Consider the following 18,828-nt stretch of genomic DNA (forward strand, 5'->3'; position numbering starts at 1 on the left):
ATCCGAGGGAATCCGCAAGGATTGAGAGGACATCTTCAGCTTTGCACCTGGAATGCTCGGACATTCCACGCCATTCGGCGGACAACTCAAGATTGGGAGGACATTTTGCTGGATTCCTCGGACATCCGAGGGAATCCGCAAGGATTGAGCGGACATCTTCAACTTTGCACCTGGATTGCTCGGACATTACACGCCATTCGGCGGACAACTCGAGATTGGGAGGACATTTTGTTGGATTCAGCGGACATCCCGGGGAATCCGCCAAGATTGAGCGGACATCTTGGCGGATTGAGAGGACCACCTTTAAGGACCGAATCTATCGATTTAACACGAATTTCCACCCTTGTTACACAATTGTAATATAACTGTAACCATATTGGACTATTATTACATTTAAAATTCTATAAAGTGATAGATAGAGATTAAATCAACCATTACTTAATAAAACATATAAAAAAAAACAATTTAAGGGGAGTAAACATGAGAAAAGTTGTCATTTCATTATTAGCAGCAGGTTCGTTGCTACTAACTAACACAGCAATTCATGCAAACGTAACAGAAGGACAAGCTAGTCAGACTGCCGCACCTTGGACAAGCGTAAACGAGGATAGCTCATATACATACGAAGCAGTTGAGCAAGTATCCGCAAGTAAAGCAACAATTAAAAAAGGAACTTTCAAAACAAAATATAATACAAACATCCGTAGAGATGCAGGTACAAAACATAGTGTTGTAACACTTGCGAAAAAAGGATCTACTGCAACAGCGACTCACCAGAAAAAAGTTGGTAACCAAACTTGGTACAAAGTTAAAGTGAACGGCAAAACTGGTTGGGTGTTAAGCACGCTACTAACACCAGCTAAAGCAGCTGCAAAAGCGCCAGCGAAAAAAGCACCGGCTAAAAAAGCAACTGTTAATAAGGTTTCTTCTTCAAAAGCAACTGCTAGTAACGGCACTTACAAAGTAAAACACAATTCGAATGTCCGCTCTAATGCAGGAACAAAAAATAAAATTGTAACACTTGCAAGAAAAGGTACAACTGTTAAATCAACTCATCAAACAAAAGTTGGTAATACTGTTTGGTACAAAATTAGCGCAAACGGTAAAACAGGTTGGATTTCAGGAACTTTATTGACAAAGACAACTGTTAAAGCAAAAGCACCAGCGAAAAAGAAAGCTACTAAAAAAGCATCAAATAGTTCAGCTCCATCTAATCTAGTAAGTAACGCTAAGTCACACCTTGGTACACCGTATAAATTCGGCGGTACAACAACAAGCGGTTTTGATTGCAGTGGTTACATTCAATACGTATTCAACCAATCAGGAAAGAAAGTTTCAAGAACTACATTAGGACAGTTCGCAGAATCGAAAACAGTTAGCACGCCGCAAGTTGGCGATTTAGTATTCTTCGCAGGTACTTACCGTGCAGGTATTTCACACGTTGGTATCTACATCGGAAATAACCAATTCATTCACGCAGGTGGAAGAAAAACTGAAGTTGTTAGCCTAAATAATTCTTATTGGAAAAAACATTTCCATAGCTTCAAACGTTTATAATCGTTAAAAAAGACGTTCGCCCTTGATGGGCGAACGTCTTTTTTTATTTTGTTTCGATATTTTCGATTTGATAATCTCCGTATTCATCAATGACGACAGTATACGTTGCGTGATGGTCAATCGTATGCACTTCATCACTCTCTACATCGTGGTAGGTGAATACACTTTTCGCTTCGACAGTTGAATTATCTTCGTTTATTTCTATATTTATAATCGTTGGATCTACAGCATCGAATACGCGTTGTTCTTCGCTATTTTCTTCAACAAACTTCTTACCCTCTGCCGCTCCCTGACTATCTGGGAGTAAGTAAGTCATATAATAATCTAATTCCTGATCATTGAGCGAGTAAGGAATAAGTTCATAATAACCTTTTATGAATGAATCTAGTAACTCTTCATCGAAGTATGCTTCCGCCACATGGTTCAAGTCACCCTCCGACCAGCTTGTATCGATTATCGGATTCGCTGCCCAATCGTTTAATTGGTTCATGACTGTGTAAATTGGAATCGCATAGGCAATATTGGGATCATCAAGTAGAATAATTGAGTTAATACCGAGTATTTTCTCCGTTTTCGCATCGATGAGCGGTCCACCACTGGATCCTTTTTTGATCAATGCATCCATCTCGTACAAATCAGTGTATTGGTAACCGTCATGAAAGTTTTTTCCTGTACTCAGGATTTTCCCCTCAGTAGAAGTGTTGGCAATATTCTCGGGGCTTCCTAGCGCAAATACTTCAGTACCAATTGGCACCTTCGATCCCTCAATTTCCATTGGCTGCTTCCCTGCCAACTCGTGAACCCTAATTAGTGCAATATCTATGGTATCCGAGATCCCGATGACTTCACCGTTAAACTCTTGACCATTACTATTTGTCAGTGTCACAAATGATGCATTTTTCGCAACATGGGCATTCGTTAAGATGTCCCCTTTTGTGTTAAAAAGAAAGCCGGAACCTTGCTCCAAGTCTGTATTGATTGTATAAACATGTGTTTTTGCGTTCGCAATGATTAATGACAAGTCTTGTTCTGGCGCTACAGGAACTTCTACAACTTCTTTTTCTTCAGAAGTCTTCTCTACTACCTTTTCTTCTTTTTCTTTTTGTCTTACTTTTGGCGTTTCCTCTTTTTCTTTTTCTTCTTCTGTGGATTCATCGCTCAGTTTACCTTCAGGTTCTTCTTTGAATTCCAGGTCCATTGACATTTCGACGTATGATCGTTCAGAGAACGCTTCGCTTTCCACTTCTGGTTCTGGCGCTTTATTTGCGAAGCTAAAATATAAGATAATAGAGATTACTGCAATTGAAAGTAATAGCAATCCGGAAGTAAATAAGCGCTTTCTCCTCGGATTTTGTCCACTTCGTCTGTCCATCCGTTTGTCCATCCGTTTATCCATCCTCAACACCCTCGCTTTAGTGACATTTTTATATAGACGTACCAATAGCCTGTTTAGTTTCATTTGCATATCATATGCATAACATATGCATTAAATCTATTATAGCAGTTTTATTGATTAATAGGTATTTGACTATGAATTATGGGCCTTAGGCGATACGGGCATATCACCATCTATAGAATACAATTATTCAAGTTTTAGTGGATGTGGGACGGTTAATTCTTGCTGTTTTATGGTATAACTAGATGAGTTGATGCAAACACCCTAACCGTTGATTTCCGTTCCGAGCGGACAGTGCGGAAAGTTACAGTTCAATCTTTCCCTGGCGCTTTCCGTGGGGCGTGAGGCGAGCCGCTTCCTTCGCTTCGCTTCGTCCAGGGTCTCGCCTGTCACGCTTCATCCCACAGGAGTCGCCGCTCTGCACTCCAATCAACTAGGTGTCGTATTCATTCGTTCGACATATATAGCTAAAACGATTACTTTTCTTCAAAGGAGTTTCAACATGACTAACAACATTAAAATTTTAGATATCCCTATAACCAATATACGTAAGGAAACGTTGCTTGAACAAATAGATGACCATTTCTGCGAATTAAACGGAAATTTATTCATCGTAACGGCTAATCCGGAAATTATTATAACGGCAAAAAATACCCCTTCTTATAAAGAGGTGCTTGCTACTGCGGATTATGTCGTTCCTGATGGTATTGGCGTTATGATTGCGGGGAAGATATTGGGGACCCCACTCGAACAGAAACTACCAGGGTTCGAATTGATGCAGGACTTCTTGGCCTATGCTAACGCGCATGGCAAAAGCGTCTACTTTTACGGTGCGAAACCTGGAGTTGCTGAACAAGCTGCGGATAATGCTGTGGATCAGTATAGCGAGCTAACTGTCGCCGGATATATGGATGGCTATACGAAAAAAGGATTAGAGGCCGCCGAGGAAATTGCCGCCACCCTGCCCGATTTCGTATTTGTCGCAATGGGTGCGCCTCTCCAAGAAGAGTGGATTGCCAAATTCAAAGGCCTGTTCCCCACCTCTGTGCTCATCGGAGTTGGTGGGAGTTTAGATGTCCTCTCAGGAAGTGTTAAGCGCGCGCCAAAGTTTTGGACTAGCAATAACCTCGAATGGCTGTATAGGCTCGTTACACAACCGACAAGGGCGAAGCGGATGCTGAAAATTCCATTGTTCTTGTTGCATGTGGTGAAAGAGCGGGTTTTCAGGTGAATTGATTTTATTCGAGAGGATTCTGAATGGCCAATTTCCCTTGGATGCTCATATTTTAGCACCCTACATAGTCTAGATAGTTTGTAATCTGGCAAGGCATACTGACGGGTAGCGTTATCTATGGTTATCAAAAAGCAGGTCAATAACACTGTACTTTTAAGGGATAGACTGCGAATGAGCTGACAAACGCAATCAATAGAACCTTATATCCGGCTACAGAAAAACATTCCGATGCACGAATGCCTCGGAATGTTTTTATTTTCGGTGGACTGATTTTAACTAGAGTAGATAACATCAGAATGAGAATAATCGACTTTTAGTGCAACAGGTCTGGCTACTCCCTGTACACCTTAATCCTCCCAGACATCATCCATTAGATCTTCAATCTCTTGTCTTAACCGTTTTGTCTCATCTTTTAGGATGGTGACTACATTACCCTCAATTTTCACAACATCCCCCGCTACTGCGTCCTTCGGGAAAATCTCTCTTTTAAAATCTTTTGTTTCACCATCGATTTCAACAACCGCTAAGTCATCTTCGAATCGATCTATAATCCCTTTCATAAAGACACCATCCTTATTTGGTAGTAAATGAAGTTTTCTTTCTATACTCTTTCACTTTGTAACTTTAGCTAACATCGATCTTTAGGCTCTTAGCAGTCTACTTAGTCGTAGAAAACTTTATAGTCTTCCCAGTTGAAGTTACTTTAATTGTCCCTTGCGTATCCGTTCGATACACTTTCGCTTTAGCTGCTTTAAGACGGTTTAATGTTTCCTTAGTTGGATGTTTGTATTGATTCTTTTTACCGACGCTAATCACTGCATATTTGGGTTTCACAACATTTAAAAACTCTTTAGATGTCGCCCCTTTTGATCCGTGGTGACTTACTTTTAAAACATCTACCTTGGATAATACTTTTTTAGCAATCATATCTTTTTCTGATTTCGTTTCAGCATCACCAGTGAATAAGAAAGTTTTTTCATTATGCTTTAGATATAGCACTGCACTCCAATTGTTTAGGTCGCTTTTAGCATAACTCTTTACTGGCGCAAGAAACTTCATTTGCACTGACTTGTCTTTTGAAGGTATTTTTACGCCGGTCGTTGCCGTTTTTATTTTAACTTTTTCTCTTTTCACAGCATTTAGGAAGTCTTTATAGGCTTGTGTTGTGTGGGATATTTTTGGTGCATATACGTTTTTCACTACGAATGCATCAAGCACTTCGTCTAATCCACCGATATGATCGGCATCTGGGTGTGTCGCTATCATGACGTCAATCGTTTTGACTTTTTGCTTCTTAAGAAACTTAACTACATCATGTCCTTTTGCCTTATTTCCTGCATCAATCAAGATGTTTTCCCCACTAGGCGTTTTAATGTAGATTGCATCACCTTGTCCAATATCTATAAAATGTACGACTAAATCTTTTGGTGCTGCACTTACAGTCGTTACCTCTGTTCCAAATACCAATGAAATAAATAACGCCGCTACAATCCCTACAATCCCCAGCTTATGTTTCATGTTTTATCCCCTTTTAGATAAAATTTATAAGTACCTATATTCATAATCTACATTAACAGTTAATGCTATTTTGCACTAGTTTATACCTAGATCTTTATTCCGACAAAAAACGCAATAACGCAAAATGAAGTCACCCAAGAATTGATTGGGTAACTTCCTACCTTTTTTATGATATTTGTACCGTATTTCCCCAGAAATGAATCCAAATAATATGCATCACTGTTCTATATCCTATATATACCTATCCCTTCTTTATTTACCGTTACCTAATTTGCGAACAAAGCTATTCAATAAGTAACTGAAAAACCCATACCTATTCTTGTTTGTCCGCACTTTATTATCCACGCATCCCTATATTTAACAAAAAAGAACTTTCTATCCGCAGTGATTAGCTGACGATAGAAAGTTCCTTAATACTTCGACTTTTATATTTTACAGTATTTAACTAGCGAAAAGGGACTATACACTTTTTTCCCACTCACTGTACGATATGCTCTAACTTTATAGTAATAGCCCTGCCTTGGCTTTAAATTTTTGTTTGTATAGCTTACTGTTGAACCTTTCGTAACTGTTTTTACATTTTTATATTTCCCGTTTTTTGAAGTGGCTTGGTATACCTGAAACCCACTTGCTCCATTTACTTTTTTCCACGAGACTTTTATTGATTTACTGTTCATTTTCGTTGCGGTAACTCCAGTAGGTTTTGCAAGTGCAGGTTTCCCGCTAACGATACTTGAATAAGAACCATACACTTTCTTTCCATTCATAGTACGATATGATCTAACCTTATAATAATAACTTTTCCCTGTAGTCAAATCATTGTTTGTATAGCTTAGCGTCGATCCATTAGTAACGGTATTAACCCTATTATATTTTCCAGACTTCGACGTTGCCCGGTGGACTTCGTATCCACTTGCCCCAGCTACTTTCTTCCATGATACATTAATTGCGGTACTACTAGAATTTGTAGTCTTAACGCCTGTTGGTTTGGCTGGAATAGGTTTTGCATATAATGTTGTTTTTCCCGGACTTCGACTGTATACTTTCTTTCCATCAATTATTCCATATGGTTTTACCTCATAATAGTATGTTTTCCCCGTTATTAAACCACTACTAACATGAGTTGTACTGCTGGCAACATTTTTTGTTTCAACCAATTTATAGGTTCCATTAGAGGAGGTGGCTCGGTAAACCTCATAGCCGCTTACCCCTTTATGTTCCGCCCAACTTACTTTCAACTTATTATAAGCTGTTGAGACTATATCTAGCTCGTGTAGATATACTTGCTGACCCTCAAACTTTGCATACAAGACAAGATTCTTATTTACTTCAGTTTCTAAGTTAACTTTTCTTCTAAGACCAGCATCACTATACCAACCTATAAACTTATAACCCAGCATATTGAGGTTTTCTGGATTCTTAGCCACTGAACCATGAGGAACCAACTGTCTTTCCAATATTTGTCGATCGTAATCTCTGAATTCCACTGTATACTCATTTAACTGATATGTTGATGATATCGTTATATCTGAGGTGATATTCTTATAATCGTTATCCCAACCTGTGAATTTATAACCAGTCTTCGTAGGTGCTTTCGGCGCTGTTGCCCAGCGACCATGAGTCACAGTTTGTCTACTGAGCACTACTCCATCGTCCTCAAATATCACTGAATAGGTGTGCGGCTCATAGATTGCACCTACCGTTAAATCCGATCGCACAGATTGAAAATCTCGACTCCATTTAATAAAGTCATGCCCTTCTCTATACGGGATTTCTGGTGCACTTGCAGAATCACCATCTATCACCTCTTCAGTCTTCAGCACAAGACCGTTATCGTCTATAAACACCACAGTATACTTTGCAAGAACCCTGACTGTAAAATAAGTTGATACATCACCAATCGTTATTTTTATTGATTGGGAACCCAAGTTATTTGGATAGTACCGACCAACCATGTCCTCTGTTATTTCAACTCCATATTCCCTACCTAAATTCGTTTGCATCCGGATAATTGCCCCGGTTAAGTCAAGTGGTTCCCCTACAAGATACTCCAGTTTTTCTGGTTTCTTCTCCCAATGTATGGCTACATCTTTTTCGATAGATGGCACTTTCAAGTCCCTTAATACAGGAAATTCATAACCTTCATTTTCACCACTAAGCCAAGTTGATTGAAAGTCGAAGTTTTTAAATGTAGATTTATTTTTCATTTCATCGAAAGTCTTCTTATTTACACCTTCTAGGTTCCCGTTTCCTACGCCCCTCTTAATTGCATCAAGATAATAGCTAGTAGTAATGTTTCCAGTGTTTTTCCCTGCTATTCCACCAGCAGTAATGGAAGAACCCTCTTTGTTATTACCAACATTATAAACGTTTTTAATTACGCCGGCATTATCGCCCACTATACCCCCCACCGTAAATTTAGCACTTACACTTCCTAAATTATAACAATTATCAACGACTGAACCTATATTGGCATCCCCTACTACTCCGCCAGCTTTTGATCCACTCGCTACCACTGCGCCCTCGTTAACACATTGCGCTATTGTGGTATTTGTCAAACCTCCACTTATTCCACCGGCAGTTCCTTTTGAATATATATCCCCAGAATTTGAACTATATAATATAATAGAGCTTTGAGCGCCACCAGCTATTCCACCCGCGCCTAACGAACTTTCAACCTTTATTTCCCCTGTGTTTGCTGATTGCTCGATCGTTGAAGAAATCGCCCTACCAACAATTCCACCACTTGTATAATAACCAGTAACATCGGCTTCGTTACGAGTCTCTTTAATAATAGTTGAACTGATATATCCAGCTATTCCAGCAGCGTGCCCTTGACTGGAACTAATCGTGCCCTCATTAAAACTAGCCCTAATTTCTTCACCGTAAAAGGTCCCAGTTATTCCACCTGCGTAATTACTCCCTGTAATCTTACCCGTATTATAGCTATCTCCAACTTTTGACAGCTTACTTGTAATTTTTCCTGCAATCCCACCTGCCTCTTTGGCACTTACATCTCCTTCATTGTAGGAATCAATCACAGAGACTTGCCCCGCTGCTCCTACTAATCCCCCAGCATAGGAATTGAACAAAGAGCTAGCCAAAATACTTCCAGTTGTGTAACTATCTACAATAATACTAGTCTGATTAACGTAACCCGTAATCCCTCCAACATAAACATCAGAAGTCGTTGAGTAGATTGAATTATTTTCTACAAGAATAGTACTCTCCACTATTCCTAAGCCTTTTATTTCTGCTTTACTTATATAGCCAAATAGTCCGGCATAAACTATCTGATCGGAAATAATATTGATATTCATGCCAATTATTTTATAACCATTTCCATCAAAAACACCTGTAAATGGTTTATCTCTATTTCCGATTGGAATCCATCCATCTACTGATGTTTCTTTAGTTAAATCAATGTCATTCATCAATATATATTTAGCACCAAGCCCGCTCCGTACTTTATTTAAATCCTCTATACTTTCAATACCTATATATCCATTCGGTACTTCTGTAAGATAGTTATATTCTTTGGTTAAACCTTCTGCTTTTACTAGATTTTCAGAAAAAATCGTCCCGCCCTGCAGTGGTACTTGATTAATAAAAAGAAAAAACAATATAAATACAATGACCTTACTTACAATTGATTTCATTTCTATCCCCCCCATTTTCTTTTTGATAGTCGCACTAAATATTTATCATTTGCAAGAAACCACAGTCTTTAATACATTTCCCTATCTAGGTTAAAATTAAATAGTTTCTAGTTTTCTCTTAATTGTCTTGTAGCTTCACGAGATAGTCAAGAGTACTTTTAAATTATATTTACCATCACCTTACAAAGTCCACGTTCCAAGCGTTATACACATAATAAAGGTAGCGTTAAGCGCGCGAAACAGATACTGAAAGAACGAGTTGTTAGACGACTTGGTGAGTATTGCTGTCCTGCTCGTTAGTAAACCATATAATACAAACAGCCACTGGCTTCGGGGCCAATGGCTGTTTATTATATATATATCTTTTTTAAATTGCTACACAGTGATATCAATAACCTACTTGTACGAGTAGATTATAATCTAAAAAACCTCTTCTTGGCTATACCCTCTGTTTTATGTAGAGATTTACTTGAACCCTCTATACTGAATAGAAATCAATCATACTACCCCTTCTTCAAAAACATCTTATAAATCGGTTCCAGTGCTTCTGAAGTCAGTTCGATATTATGCTCATGTGCATACCTAACCGCATAACCCAGTGCTAGTGTCATGCCTCCAGCAACACTTGCGCCCACTGCCATGCCCGCTCCAGGTACAAACTTTACAATTTGACGGAAAATTGTTCTGCCTATGTTTCCTGTAATTGTTGCGATGATTAACTCCTTCGCATTATCTCTAGATATTGGCTTGTCATATAATGTCGATAGGCGTAACATCAGCCCAACTTGTAGTGCCGTCAACGGAACAAAGTCAGCACCTGGAATTGGTACTGCACCGATTGTAGCCGCCGAACCGCCCGCCGCCAAAATCCACCGATTCGCTGTGCGGGATTTATCCGCCATGTACTTTCCCATCGTTACATCTTTACCTACAACTTCTAACAGCTTCAAAATTTCATCTTGCAGCATACCAAAGTTCTCGCCTGTCTTCGAAGATACCGGAGCAACTGCGTACGCGTAGTTCGTATGATCCTGTACATACTTCACTAGTTCCCCGATATCATCCGCTGCGTCTATTTTATTCAATACAAATATAATCGATTTATTACTTTCTGCTATTTTCTTAAAAGAAGCGAGCTCTGTTTCAGATAAAACCGTTCCAGCTGCATTTAAGAAAAATAAGATAATATCAGCATCCTTATAAAACTTCATCGTCTCAGCTGAATGTTCACTGTGAATATCATCTAGCCCTGGTGTATCTACAAAGACAATTTGGTCTTTATAAATATATTTCTTAATATCCTTCGTTTCGCCAGGCTTCGCACCAACTAAGGCAACGTCCTCACCCATTAGTCGATTTATAGTAGACGATTTCCCTGCATTGACATCACCAATCATCGCGATTAGAATTTCACGCTCTAATTGCTCATTAATCTCTTCTGTTTGCTCATCAAATATCCGATTGAATTCTTCATCTGAAATCGTGTTATGGTTGTCCATTTAGTACTCCTCCTCAATTACGCTTAGTACACCTATACCCTTCTATGCAGTCGGAATAACTTCTTTTTTTAAGTGTGGGTTATGATCCGTGTCTAGCTTATTATTTCGTCTTGTTCAATTGAGGTAATGTTACCATATGCATTGGGCAAGTACATACTTTAAAAGGGCATTTTTCGACAGGGAATAACCCTGAATGGGTGTGCAGTCTAGCGGAATAATCTCTGTAGGTTCCGTCGCGCTCGCTGTCTATGTTACATGAGCAGGTTATTTATTGATTACTGTTTAGATGAATCCTCAAAACTGCTCTCACAGTTCGAACAAAAAAATACATTCAGATGCAAGAACGCATCTGAATGTATTTTTTATTCTACTTACTATAAGTTTTTTTCGTCTTTATTGCTTTTTCTTTATATGCTGCCTTTTCCGCTTTAGACATACCTTTGTACTCTTTGATGAATTTCTCATACTTTGGCATGACTTCGTCTACGGGTCCAAATTCTTTTACCATTCCAAACTCCAACCATAGTATCTTTTCACAAAAGTCTTTCATTTGCCTGGCCGAATGACTTACAAAGATTATTGTTTTACCTTGTTCTTTAAACTCATGCATCTTCTGTAAACTTTTGTCTGCAAATGCCCTATCTCCAACAGATAAAGCTTCATCAATAATTAAAATATCTGGGTCTATATTTACTGATATAGCAAAACCTAATCGGGATCTCATTCCACTGGAATACGATTTTACTGGCTGATCTATAAATTGACCTAGTTCCGAAAACTCAACAATACTCGGCTCTAAAGCCACGATTTCTTGTTTATTGAACCCTAGCATTAAAAGTTTAAGTTCTATATTATCTCTGCCAGTGAGATCGCCCTTTAATCCAGAAGCGACGGCAATAATCGATACCTCACCTTTTACCTCAACAGTTCCTGAAGTTTCAGGCACAATGCCAGCTACAATATTTGATAAGGTTGATTTCCCTGAACCATTTACCCCTATGAAACCTATAATGTCACCCTTATTGGCCTCAAAGCTTACATCTGTTAATGCATAGAAATCTTCTCCATACTCCTTTGGAGCAATCAAATCTAATAAGCGCTCCTTCATACCAGTGTAGAGCTTATACTTCTTTGTAATATTTTTAACAATTATCGTCTTTTCCATTATATTCACAACCATTATAAGTAATCGATAAAGTGTCTTCTAAATTTCACATGTAACGTCGAGCCTATCAAGAACAATACAAGGACTACAAGCCAAAAGTAAAGGGTGTACTGCCAATGTTCAATGAAGTACCATTCCGTTCCAAATAGTGCAGATCTGTAACCCTCTATTAAATAATATAAGGGATTGAGTTTCAATATTGTCGGAAGTGGTTCACTCAAAATCGTTACTTGCCATAGTATCGGTGATAAGTACAACATCATACGCAAAATAGAGTTTAAAAGCATATGGACATCTCTAATCATCGTAGAAAGTGTTGACGTAATAAGCGATAACGAGAACATTAAACAGAAAGCTGCAAAAATAAAGTAAATAAATTGTAAGTAATGGATATTAACGAAAAAGCCCATGAGTTGGAATATCACTATCGTAATTGATAACATAACTAAATGAATGTAAAACTGTGAAAAAATCACAACATTAGGAATGACACTCATCGGGAAATTCATTTTCGATAAGATACGAAGCCTACTATAAATGGAGCTGGATCCCTGGATTGTTGACTGATAAAAGAATATCCATATTACGAATCCACCTAGTAACCATAGAATGAATGGTACTTCCACCCCAGGCACAACTTCCATAGGGCCTCTTTGCCGTATACTGCTAAATACAAACCAATAAATTAGAATTTGAATAGTGGGATTGATTACTTCCCAAGCCATTCCTAAATAATTATTTTTATTTTTGCTTTTTATTTCATATACAGAAAGCCTTCTAATTAAGTAAAAATTATTTATTTGTTCTTTTAGAACTGTAAGTGCATTATTCATAAATAAATCCCATCAACTTTCAACATTATGTTTTTTTATGATAATCAATACGTTCTACGATTATACAACCACTAAACCTATAACACAACTTAGTAAGACCAACGCTTTGTCATAAAAAATCAAGTTCAAATTAAACGTCACGATTTATCCATCTGTTTTTTTGAAAAGACCAATACAGATTTTTATATCGTTAACTATAGATTACAACACCTAAATTAGTCGGTCTACAACTCGTTTTGTAGAATTCCCATCTTCTAAGTAACAAAAACGTTCATAGAATGAGTTAAATGCTTCCGTTGATACATGTCCATTTTTTGACGCATATTCAATTGCATTAAATAACTCTTCTTCACTGTCGACAATTGGGCCTGGTGCATCTCTCTCAATGTCGAAGTAAAACCCTCTTAAACGATCCCTATAGTCTTCCAAATCATACATATAGAATATAATCGGTCTATTCAAATTTGCATAATCGAAAAAAACAGATGAGTAATCAGTAATAAGTAAATCACTAATTAAATATAATTCAGCTATATCAGGATAAGACGATACATCCTTGACGAAATCCCCATAAACCTCGAAATTAAAACTCTCCGCTATAAGATAGTGCATTCTTGTTAATAGAACGAATTCACTACCAAAACGTTCCTTCATTTTCTCAATTTCAAATTGAAATTCAAATTTATATTTTCCTTGCTCATAAAAATCATCATCCCGCCATGTAGGTGCATAAAGCATCACTTTTTTATTACTCGGAATCTCAAGCTTCTTTTTAATTCCTACAACATGGCTTTTTTCAGCAGTGTAAAGTATATCATTTCTGGGATAACCACTTTCTATTATTTCGCCATTAAATCCAAATGCACGCTCAAAAATATTACTTGAGTACTTATTTGGCGAAGTTAGGAATGACCAGTTTTCTGATTCACTAATAATGTTCTGTCTGTATTGTTCGGTTTTGGTTCCAGGCATATGAATTTCTTCAATATCAAGACCTAGTTTCTTCAACGGTGTACCATGCCACGTTTGAAGATATACCGTTCCTCTAGGCTTTGGCATCCATTTCGGTAGACGGACGTTGTTAATCCAATAATGGGCCCTCGGTTTCGTAAAAAACCACTTTAACGAGAATCGCTGAATATAGTCAATACCATGCGTTTCGAATAGTGGTTTGCTTCTCTTATCAATACTCCATAATAACTTATAGTTCGGATAGTTCTCACGCATATATTCGTATATTGCACGAGGACTATCACTATATTGTTTTCCGTGAAAGCTTTCAAATACCATCAATTTCTCTTTCTTAGGAAGTAATCCAATCACCGTGAAAATCATTTTAAAAAGTAATAGAAATGATTTATTTCGTTTAATCTTAGTTAACACTAGGGCTCCCTCAATTCGCTCATTATATACTTTCGCTTAGCAGTTATTACAGAGAATTTATTGATGTTTTCTCTTATTATTTATAATCGCCTGGCGAAGCTATAGATTTGTAGTCATGATATAGGCATGTTCAGCTCACATTCAAAAATACTCTCTACAATACTTAAGTAAAGTATTGTAGAGAGGGGCTTATCTTTTAACTTCTATTTGATCATCTAATATTGATTTAGTTAGGATTTAGTTAAATCTTCTCTTATTTTCGTTGTTGATATTCCAACAGTTCTAGGTAGGTAGACCACTTCGCACATATCACTTAAGAAGTCGAATTTCCCCTTCCAATCGTCACCCATTACAAAGACATCAACATTATAATCTCTTACATCTCGAATTTTTTGTTCCCATGTATGTTCTGGTATAACTTCATCAACATAACGTATAGCTTCTAATATTAACTTGCGTTGTTCAAAACTATAGTATGCCTTTTTTCCTTTTAGCGCATTAAACTCGTCGGATGAGATTGCGACAATTAGATAATCACCGAATTCTTTCGCACGACGTAATATATTTATATGTCCCGTGTGTAGTAAATCAAATGTGCCATATGTGATAACTCTTTTCACGATAATACCTCCATTAGGATTTATGAATTTAAGTATAGATATATATTGGCTGCCAGTAGTTTATTAAATGTCTTTTATTTTAATATACGCTTATCATTATACATGATTTACGCTTAAATATATATAGTACCTATTTCCACCGTTATTCGACAAAAAAATAGCCATATGCGAATTATACTCGCATATGACTAATGACTCTTAGTTATTAATCTTTATATATTCTGCACCATTAGTTCCGCCACTGATCCACGCTTCTTTACCATCATAAGAAATTTGGTACCATTCGTTGCTTCGAATTAGTTTATTGTGTTTATCTAAAATTCCAGCTAATAAGGTCCCACTATCCACACGCTCTATTGTTGTATTTGATGTGTTTGGATCTGGACGAATCCCTAATGTTGAGTTACCTGTTGATACTTCTAGTAAATTTAAAATTGTTATATATCCTCCATGAGCCCAACCAATTTTCCCACCAAAGGTTACCTTGTACCATGTTCCGTTCGTACCCAGCAACTCTATTTTTGAGCCACTTGGAATACTTCCCATAACGCCCGAACTTGTACTCGGCTCTTCACGTAAGTTTAAATTAATTGGTGTACTTGTCACACCATAAACTTCACTTGGATAATCGATTGTCGTGCCTGAATTCGGTTTTCCGATATCATAATAGTCAGGATCTCCCGATTTGGCTGGCTGGTTAATATATTTCGGAACATCGTATACTAATACATATCTATCTAGTAAATCATAGATTCGTTTTATATTAGATGTTTGTTTCACTGTCCAAGCAATATCCGTTGCATATTGTGGATGTCCTGGATTTATAGGATTCCATCTCATCTTATACAGCGTGTCTTGCCCTCTCGCTATATACGTATTAATAAATTTCGCTCCGCCAATGATTGCTTCCTCCGGCGTAGCCCATCCTTCATCAAATGCTTTTTTCGCACCACATTCTATAGGACAACTATCTACAGCTCCGATACCGTACATATTATAGACCGTAGATACAGCATCTTTTGCCGAAACAACTTTTCCTTTACTGTCAACTGGAACCCCTCGCGCTAGCGCAGAACGGCCATTCCCGGTTTCCAATAATGCATGGGAAATTAAGTACGCTTCATTGACATCGTAGCTAGCGCCTGCATCAATAAATGCTTGCGCTGTCCCGGTAAGCGTTCCGTGATTATTCAATATGTTTTGATTTACCTCTTCTGCATCTAGTGAAGCTGGTTGAGATAATACTAGAAATTGATAATAATCTTTGGAACTTTTTCCGAAGTTCGACGAGTTAATATAATACTCAACTTGTGGTCTTGAAGCACTTACCCAACCGCCGCTTTCACCTGAAACTTGAGGTGCTCGTCCCATCTGGATGTCGACAGCACTATTATAATCTGTACTATATTGCGTTGTTTTCGTTATAACTCTATCTGTACTAACATCATTTTGATGTATGTATCCAGTAATTGCCTTTCCATTCACAGTAACATTCGCCGTAAACCAGTTCGGAGAAAATGTACTAATTTGTACATAGCTTCCCTTTCCCATACTCGCTAATGCTCTTGACCTTGTAGAAGCTCTAGTATAAATATTAGTGTGTGCTTTTAAAGTTACCCCATCTAATGACTCATTTGATGTATAAACTTCTTCAACATGACTTGAATAGATATACCCCTTGGTCGCTTTTCCATTAACGTATACTAGAGCTTCATACCAGTTTTTCGAGAGTGTTTTATAGTGTAGAATCGATCCGGCGGCATATGATCTAATCGCACGTGCGTTCGTAGACGCCCTTGAATATACTGCGGTTGGATTTTCCAAACCTATGCCTTTTAAGCCTATTTGTTTGTCTACAATATTCTCTACATCGGCCTTATAAATATAACCGGTTGTTGCTACACCATTAACATAAACAAGTGCCTGATACCAGTTATTTGAAAGCGTCTTATAATATAGAATTGATCCCTCGTTATATTTTCTGAGATGATTGGAATTTGTTGAAGGTTTTCCATAAATAATAGTAGGACTACCCAATCCAATACCTTTTAAATTCTCTTGCATTCCACTGATGTTTTCTACATGCGATTTATGGATATAACCACTTTTCGCAACTCCGTTAATATAGACGAGGGCCTCATACCATTCGCTTGTAAAGGTTTTATAATATAATATTGAACCTTCAACATATGATCTGATTTGTTTGGATCCGGTCGAGGCTTTAGCGTATATTGGCGTCTGACTTATACCGATCCCCTTAATTCCCTCTTGCTTATCTACAGATGTCTCTACATCTGCTTTATGGATATAACCTGTTTTTCTGACCCCATTAATAAATACTACTGCGCTGTACCAATCTCGCGAATAATCCAAATATAGCAATATAGTTCCTTCACTATATGACCTTAAAACTTGTGAACTCTTAGTAGTATCACTATAAACATTGGTAATACCTTTAAGTGCAACACCTTTATTATATCCAGCGGCATATACGCTATTGCTTCCCGAAAATACTACCAATGCAAGCAATACTACTAATAAACTAATGGCAACTTTCTTGCATCCCTTTAACCTTCTCACTAAATTATCCCTCCGACTATTTAAATCTCAATATGCTTATATCACCTCCACAATATTCCTATTATCGACAACAAATGTCACTATGTAAAGTTTTTCTGGTAAATAATAGCTTCGTAGTATTTTTCCTTTCTAAATGATTGTGTTTAATGATACTATTACTAATATCATGTATTCAGAGGGGCAATCAATGGATAATAACAATAGAACAATTAATTTTCAATTTGTAATCATATTTCTACTATTTTCAACGTTAATTTTTAATACGTTTCAGCGGACTCAATTTGATATTCTAAGAGATCTTGGCAGCGTTAGTATTACGATAACTCTACTACTCATGTTTATTTTATTAACTAAAAGCTTTATCCCCAAAAAACATTATGACGTAAATCTCAAATATATTTATTTGTCAACTACTTCATTAATTATTATATTTTGCTTAAGCTTTTTATTAACTAATTCAGTCATGACGAACATTGAGTTTATTAAAGTCTTATTTATATTCTTATTTATATTAGGTTCAGTAAGAATAAACTGGCGCATAATACATGTTAAAGTATTCGCCTATTTATTAGGAGCCTTTTTCACTTTCATTTTTCTTCATTGGATTTCATTGGACTTCCCGAGTCATCGTTTCAAGAGTATATTTAGAAATCCGAACTACTTAGCAATTCTGTTGCTTTTAATGTTATATTTTAAGGTTCTTGCAATTAAATTTGGAAATAAAATTAGCCGTATCATATTTTCACCTTTAATTTTATTGAACATCATACTTATTTATAATACAAACTCTCGTGCAGTATTAATAACAATTGGTATAATACTTTTAACGTGGCTTGTTTTAAAAAAGTTCCCGACTTTTTCGACCTATTTGTTCCCAACTACAATTATATTCAATTTATTGTTCTTATTTACTTATATTAATCTTCCTGAATCAAAAATTGGTTTATTTCTAAATGAAAAAAGTATAGATATATTCGGAAAAAATTTCTTTTCAGGTAGGCAAGTACTTTGGAAGGACATGCTTGTTCAGATAAATGACAAGCTGTTTTTTGGTTTTGGAGTAGGTACCCGTGCAGGCGATATAACAGAATATAGATTGTCTTCACATAATCAATATCTTCAATTACTCACAGAAGTTGGCTTAGTAGGTTTAATAGCCTTCATCGTATTACTGTGGAGTATCTGGATATTACTTATCAAAAAGAACAACTTTACGTCCAATTTATCTGCTTCTTTTCTAATTGGTATTCTTGTTTATGAAAGTTTTGAATTATCATTGTTTCAAAATAATTATTCCATTGGACTTTTAATGTGGTTAATAATGACTATTGGGATTAACTTTAAAGATAAATAATTTTTGTTCATTGATAGCTATTAAAAACCA

At 37.0% G+C, this 18,828-nt stretch carries 13 protein-coding genes; 3 read left to right on the plus strand and 10 right to left on the minus strand.

Annotated elements, in window-relative coordinates; all coding sequences use genetic code 11:
- Window positions 1–480 precede the first annotated feature (480 nt).
- Window positions 481–1,557, plus strand: coding sequence for a C40 family peptidase (locus KSU66_RS09145; protein ID WP_269051132.1), 1,077 nt, complete (start codon window positions 481–483; stop codon window positions 1,555–1,557).
- 43 nt (window positions 1,558–1,600) lie between these two features.
- On the opposite strand, the gene KSU66_RS09150 is transcribed toward KSU66_RS09145, so the two are convergent.
- A complete protein-coding gene (locus tag KSU66_RS09150; protein WP_269051133.1) occupies window positions 1,601–2,953 on the minus strand; it encodes a S1C family serine protease in 1,353 nt (450 codons plus the stop codon).
- Between the two features lie 502 nt (window positions 2,954–3,455).
- Between KSU66_RS09150 and KSU66_RS09155 the strand changes: the two genes are divergently transcribed.
- Complete coding sequence (locus tag KSU66_RS09155; RefSeq protein ID WP_269051134.1) at window positions 3,456–4,184, plus strand: WecB/TagA/CpsF family glycosyltransferase; 729 nt, start codon at window positions 3,456–3,458, stop codon at window positions 4,182–4,184.
- Window positions 4,185–4,534: 350 nt separating this feature from the next.
- Here the strand turns inward: KSU66_RS09155 and KSU66_RS09160 are convergent, their stop codons facing one another.
- From KSU66_RS09160 to KSU66_RS09200, 9 genes are all read right to left on the minus strand, one after another.
- A complete protein-coding gene (locus KSU66_RS09160) occupies window positions 4,535–4,747 on the minus strand; it encodes a DUF3006 domain-containing protein (protein WP_269051135.1) in 213 nt (70 codons plus the stop codon).
- A 97-nt stretch (window positions 4,748–4,844) separates the two neighbouring features.
- Entirely contained in the window at window positions 4,845–5,705 is an 861-nt protein-coding gene (locus KSU66_RS09165; protein ID WP_269051136.1) for a ComEC/Rec2 family competence protein, read from the minus strand.
- 425 nt (window positions 5,706–6,130) lie between these two features.
- Complete coding sequence (locus KSU66_RS09170) at window positions 6,131–9,364, minus strand: InlB B-repeat-containing protein (protein WP_269051137.1); 3,234 nt, start codon at window positions 9,362–9,364, stop codon at window positions 6,131–6,133.
- Between the two features lie 503 nt (window positions 9,365–9,867).
- Window positions 9,868–10,863 (minus strand): YcjF family protein, encoded by a 996-nt coding sequence (locus KSU66_RS09175; RefSeq protein ID WP_269051138.1) that lies wholly within the window; start codon window positions 10,861–10,863, stop codon window positions 9,868–9,870.
- 367 nt (window positions 10,864–11,230) lie between these two features.
- Window positions 11,231–12,028 (minus strand): teichoic acids export ABC transporter ATP-binding subunit TagH, encoded by a 798-nt coding sequence (tagH, locus tag KSU66_RS09180; RefSeq protein ID WP_269051139.1) that lies wholly within the window; start codon window positions 12,026–12,028, stop codon window positions 11,231–11,233.
- A 14-nt stretch (window positions 12,029–12,042) separates the two neighbouring features.
- Window positions 12,043–12,861 (minus strand): ABC transporter permease, encoded by an 819-nt coding sequence (locus KSU66_RS09185; RefSeq protein WP_269051140.1) that lies wholly within the window; start codon window positions 12,859–12,861, stop codon window positions 12,043–12,045.
- A gap of 210 nt (window positions 12,862–13,071) precedes the next feature.
- Window positions 13,072–14,196, minus strand: coding sequence for a CDP-glycerol glycerophosphotransferase family protein (locus tag KSU66_RS09190; protein ID WP_269051227.1), 1,125 nt, complete (start codon window positions 14,194–14,196; stop codon window positions 13,072–13,074).
- A 278-nt stretch (window positions 14,197–14,474) separates the two neighbouring features.
- Window positions 14,475–14,864 (minus strand): glycerol-3-phosphate cytidylyltransferase, encoded by a 390-nt coding sequence (gene tagD / locus KSU66_RS09195; protein ID WP_269051141.1) that lies wholly within the window; start codon window positions 14,862–14,864, stop codon window positions 14,475–14,477.
- Between the two features lie 198 nt (window positions 14,865–15,062).
- Window positions 15,063–17,444: an SH3 domain-containing protein gene (locus KSU66_RS09200; protein ID WP_269051142.1), complete on the minus strand. Its 2,382-nt coding sequence runs from the start codon at window positions 17,442–17,444 to the stop codon at window positions 15,063–15,065.
- 463 nt (window positions 17,445–17,907) lie between these two features.
- On the opposite strand from KSU66_RS09200, the gene KSU66_RS09205 reads away from it, so the two are divergent.
- A complete protein-coding gene (locus KSU66_RS09205; protein WP_269051143.1) occupies window positions 17,908–18,798 on the plus strand; it encodes an O-antigen ligase family protein in 891 nt (296 codons plus the stop codon).
- Window positions 18,799–18,828: the final 30 nt, after the last annotated feature.

This window comes from Sporosarcina sp. G11-34 (genome assembly GCF_026931025.1).

Coding starts and splice junctions, on each gene's coding strand:
- KSU66_RS09165 (WP_269051136.1), bottom strand. CDS start 5,705: ATGAAACATAAGCTGGGGATTGTAGGGATTGTAGCGGCGTTATTTATT.
- KSU66_RS09145 (WP_269051132.1), top strand. CDS start 481: ATGAGAAAAGTTGTCATTTCATTATTAGCAGCAGGTTCGTTGCTACTA.
- KSU66_RS09185 (WP_269051140.1), bottom strand. CDS start 12,861: ATGAATAATGCACTTACAGTTCTAAAAGAACAAATAAATAATTTTTAC.
- KSU66_RS09160 (WP_269051135.1), bottom strand. CDS start 4,747: ATGAAAGGGATTATAGATCGATTCGAAGATGACTTAGCGGTTGTTGAA.
- KSU66_RS09175 (WP_269051138.1), bottom strand. CDS start 10,863: ATGGACAACCATAACACGATTTCAGATGAAGAATTCAATCGGATATTT.
- KSU66_RS09150 (WP_269051133.1), bottom strand. CDS start 2,953: ATGGATAAACGGATGGACAAACGGATGGACAGACGAAGTGGACAAAAT.
- tagH (WP_269051139.1), bottom strand. CDS start 12,028: ATGGAAAAGACGATAATTGTTAAAAATATTACAAAGAAGTATAAGCTC.
- KSU66_RS09155 (WP_269051134.1), top strand. CDS start 3,456: ATGACTAACAACATTAAAATTTTAGATATCCCTATAACCAATATACGT.
- KSU66_RS09170 (WP_269051137.1), bottom strand. CDS start 9,364: ATGAAATCAATTGTAAGTAAGGTCATTGTATTTATATTGTTTTTTCTT.
- KSU66_RS09205 (WP_269051143.1), top strand. CDS start 17,908: ATGACGAACATTGAGTTTATTAAAGTCTTATTTATATTCTTATTTATA.
- KSU66_RS09190 (WP_269051227.1), bottom strand. CDS start 14,196: ATGATTTTCACGGTGATTGGATTACTTCCTAAGAAAGAGAAATTGATG.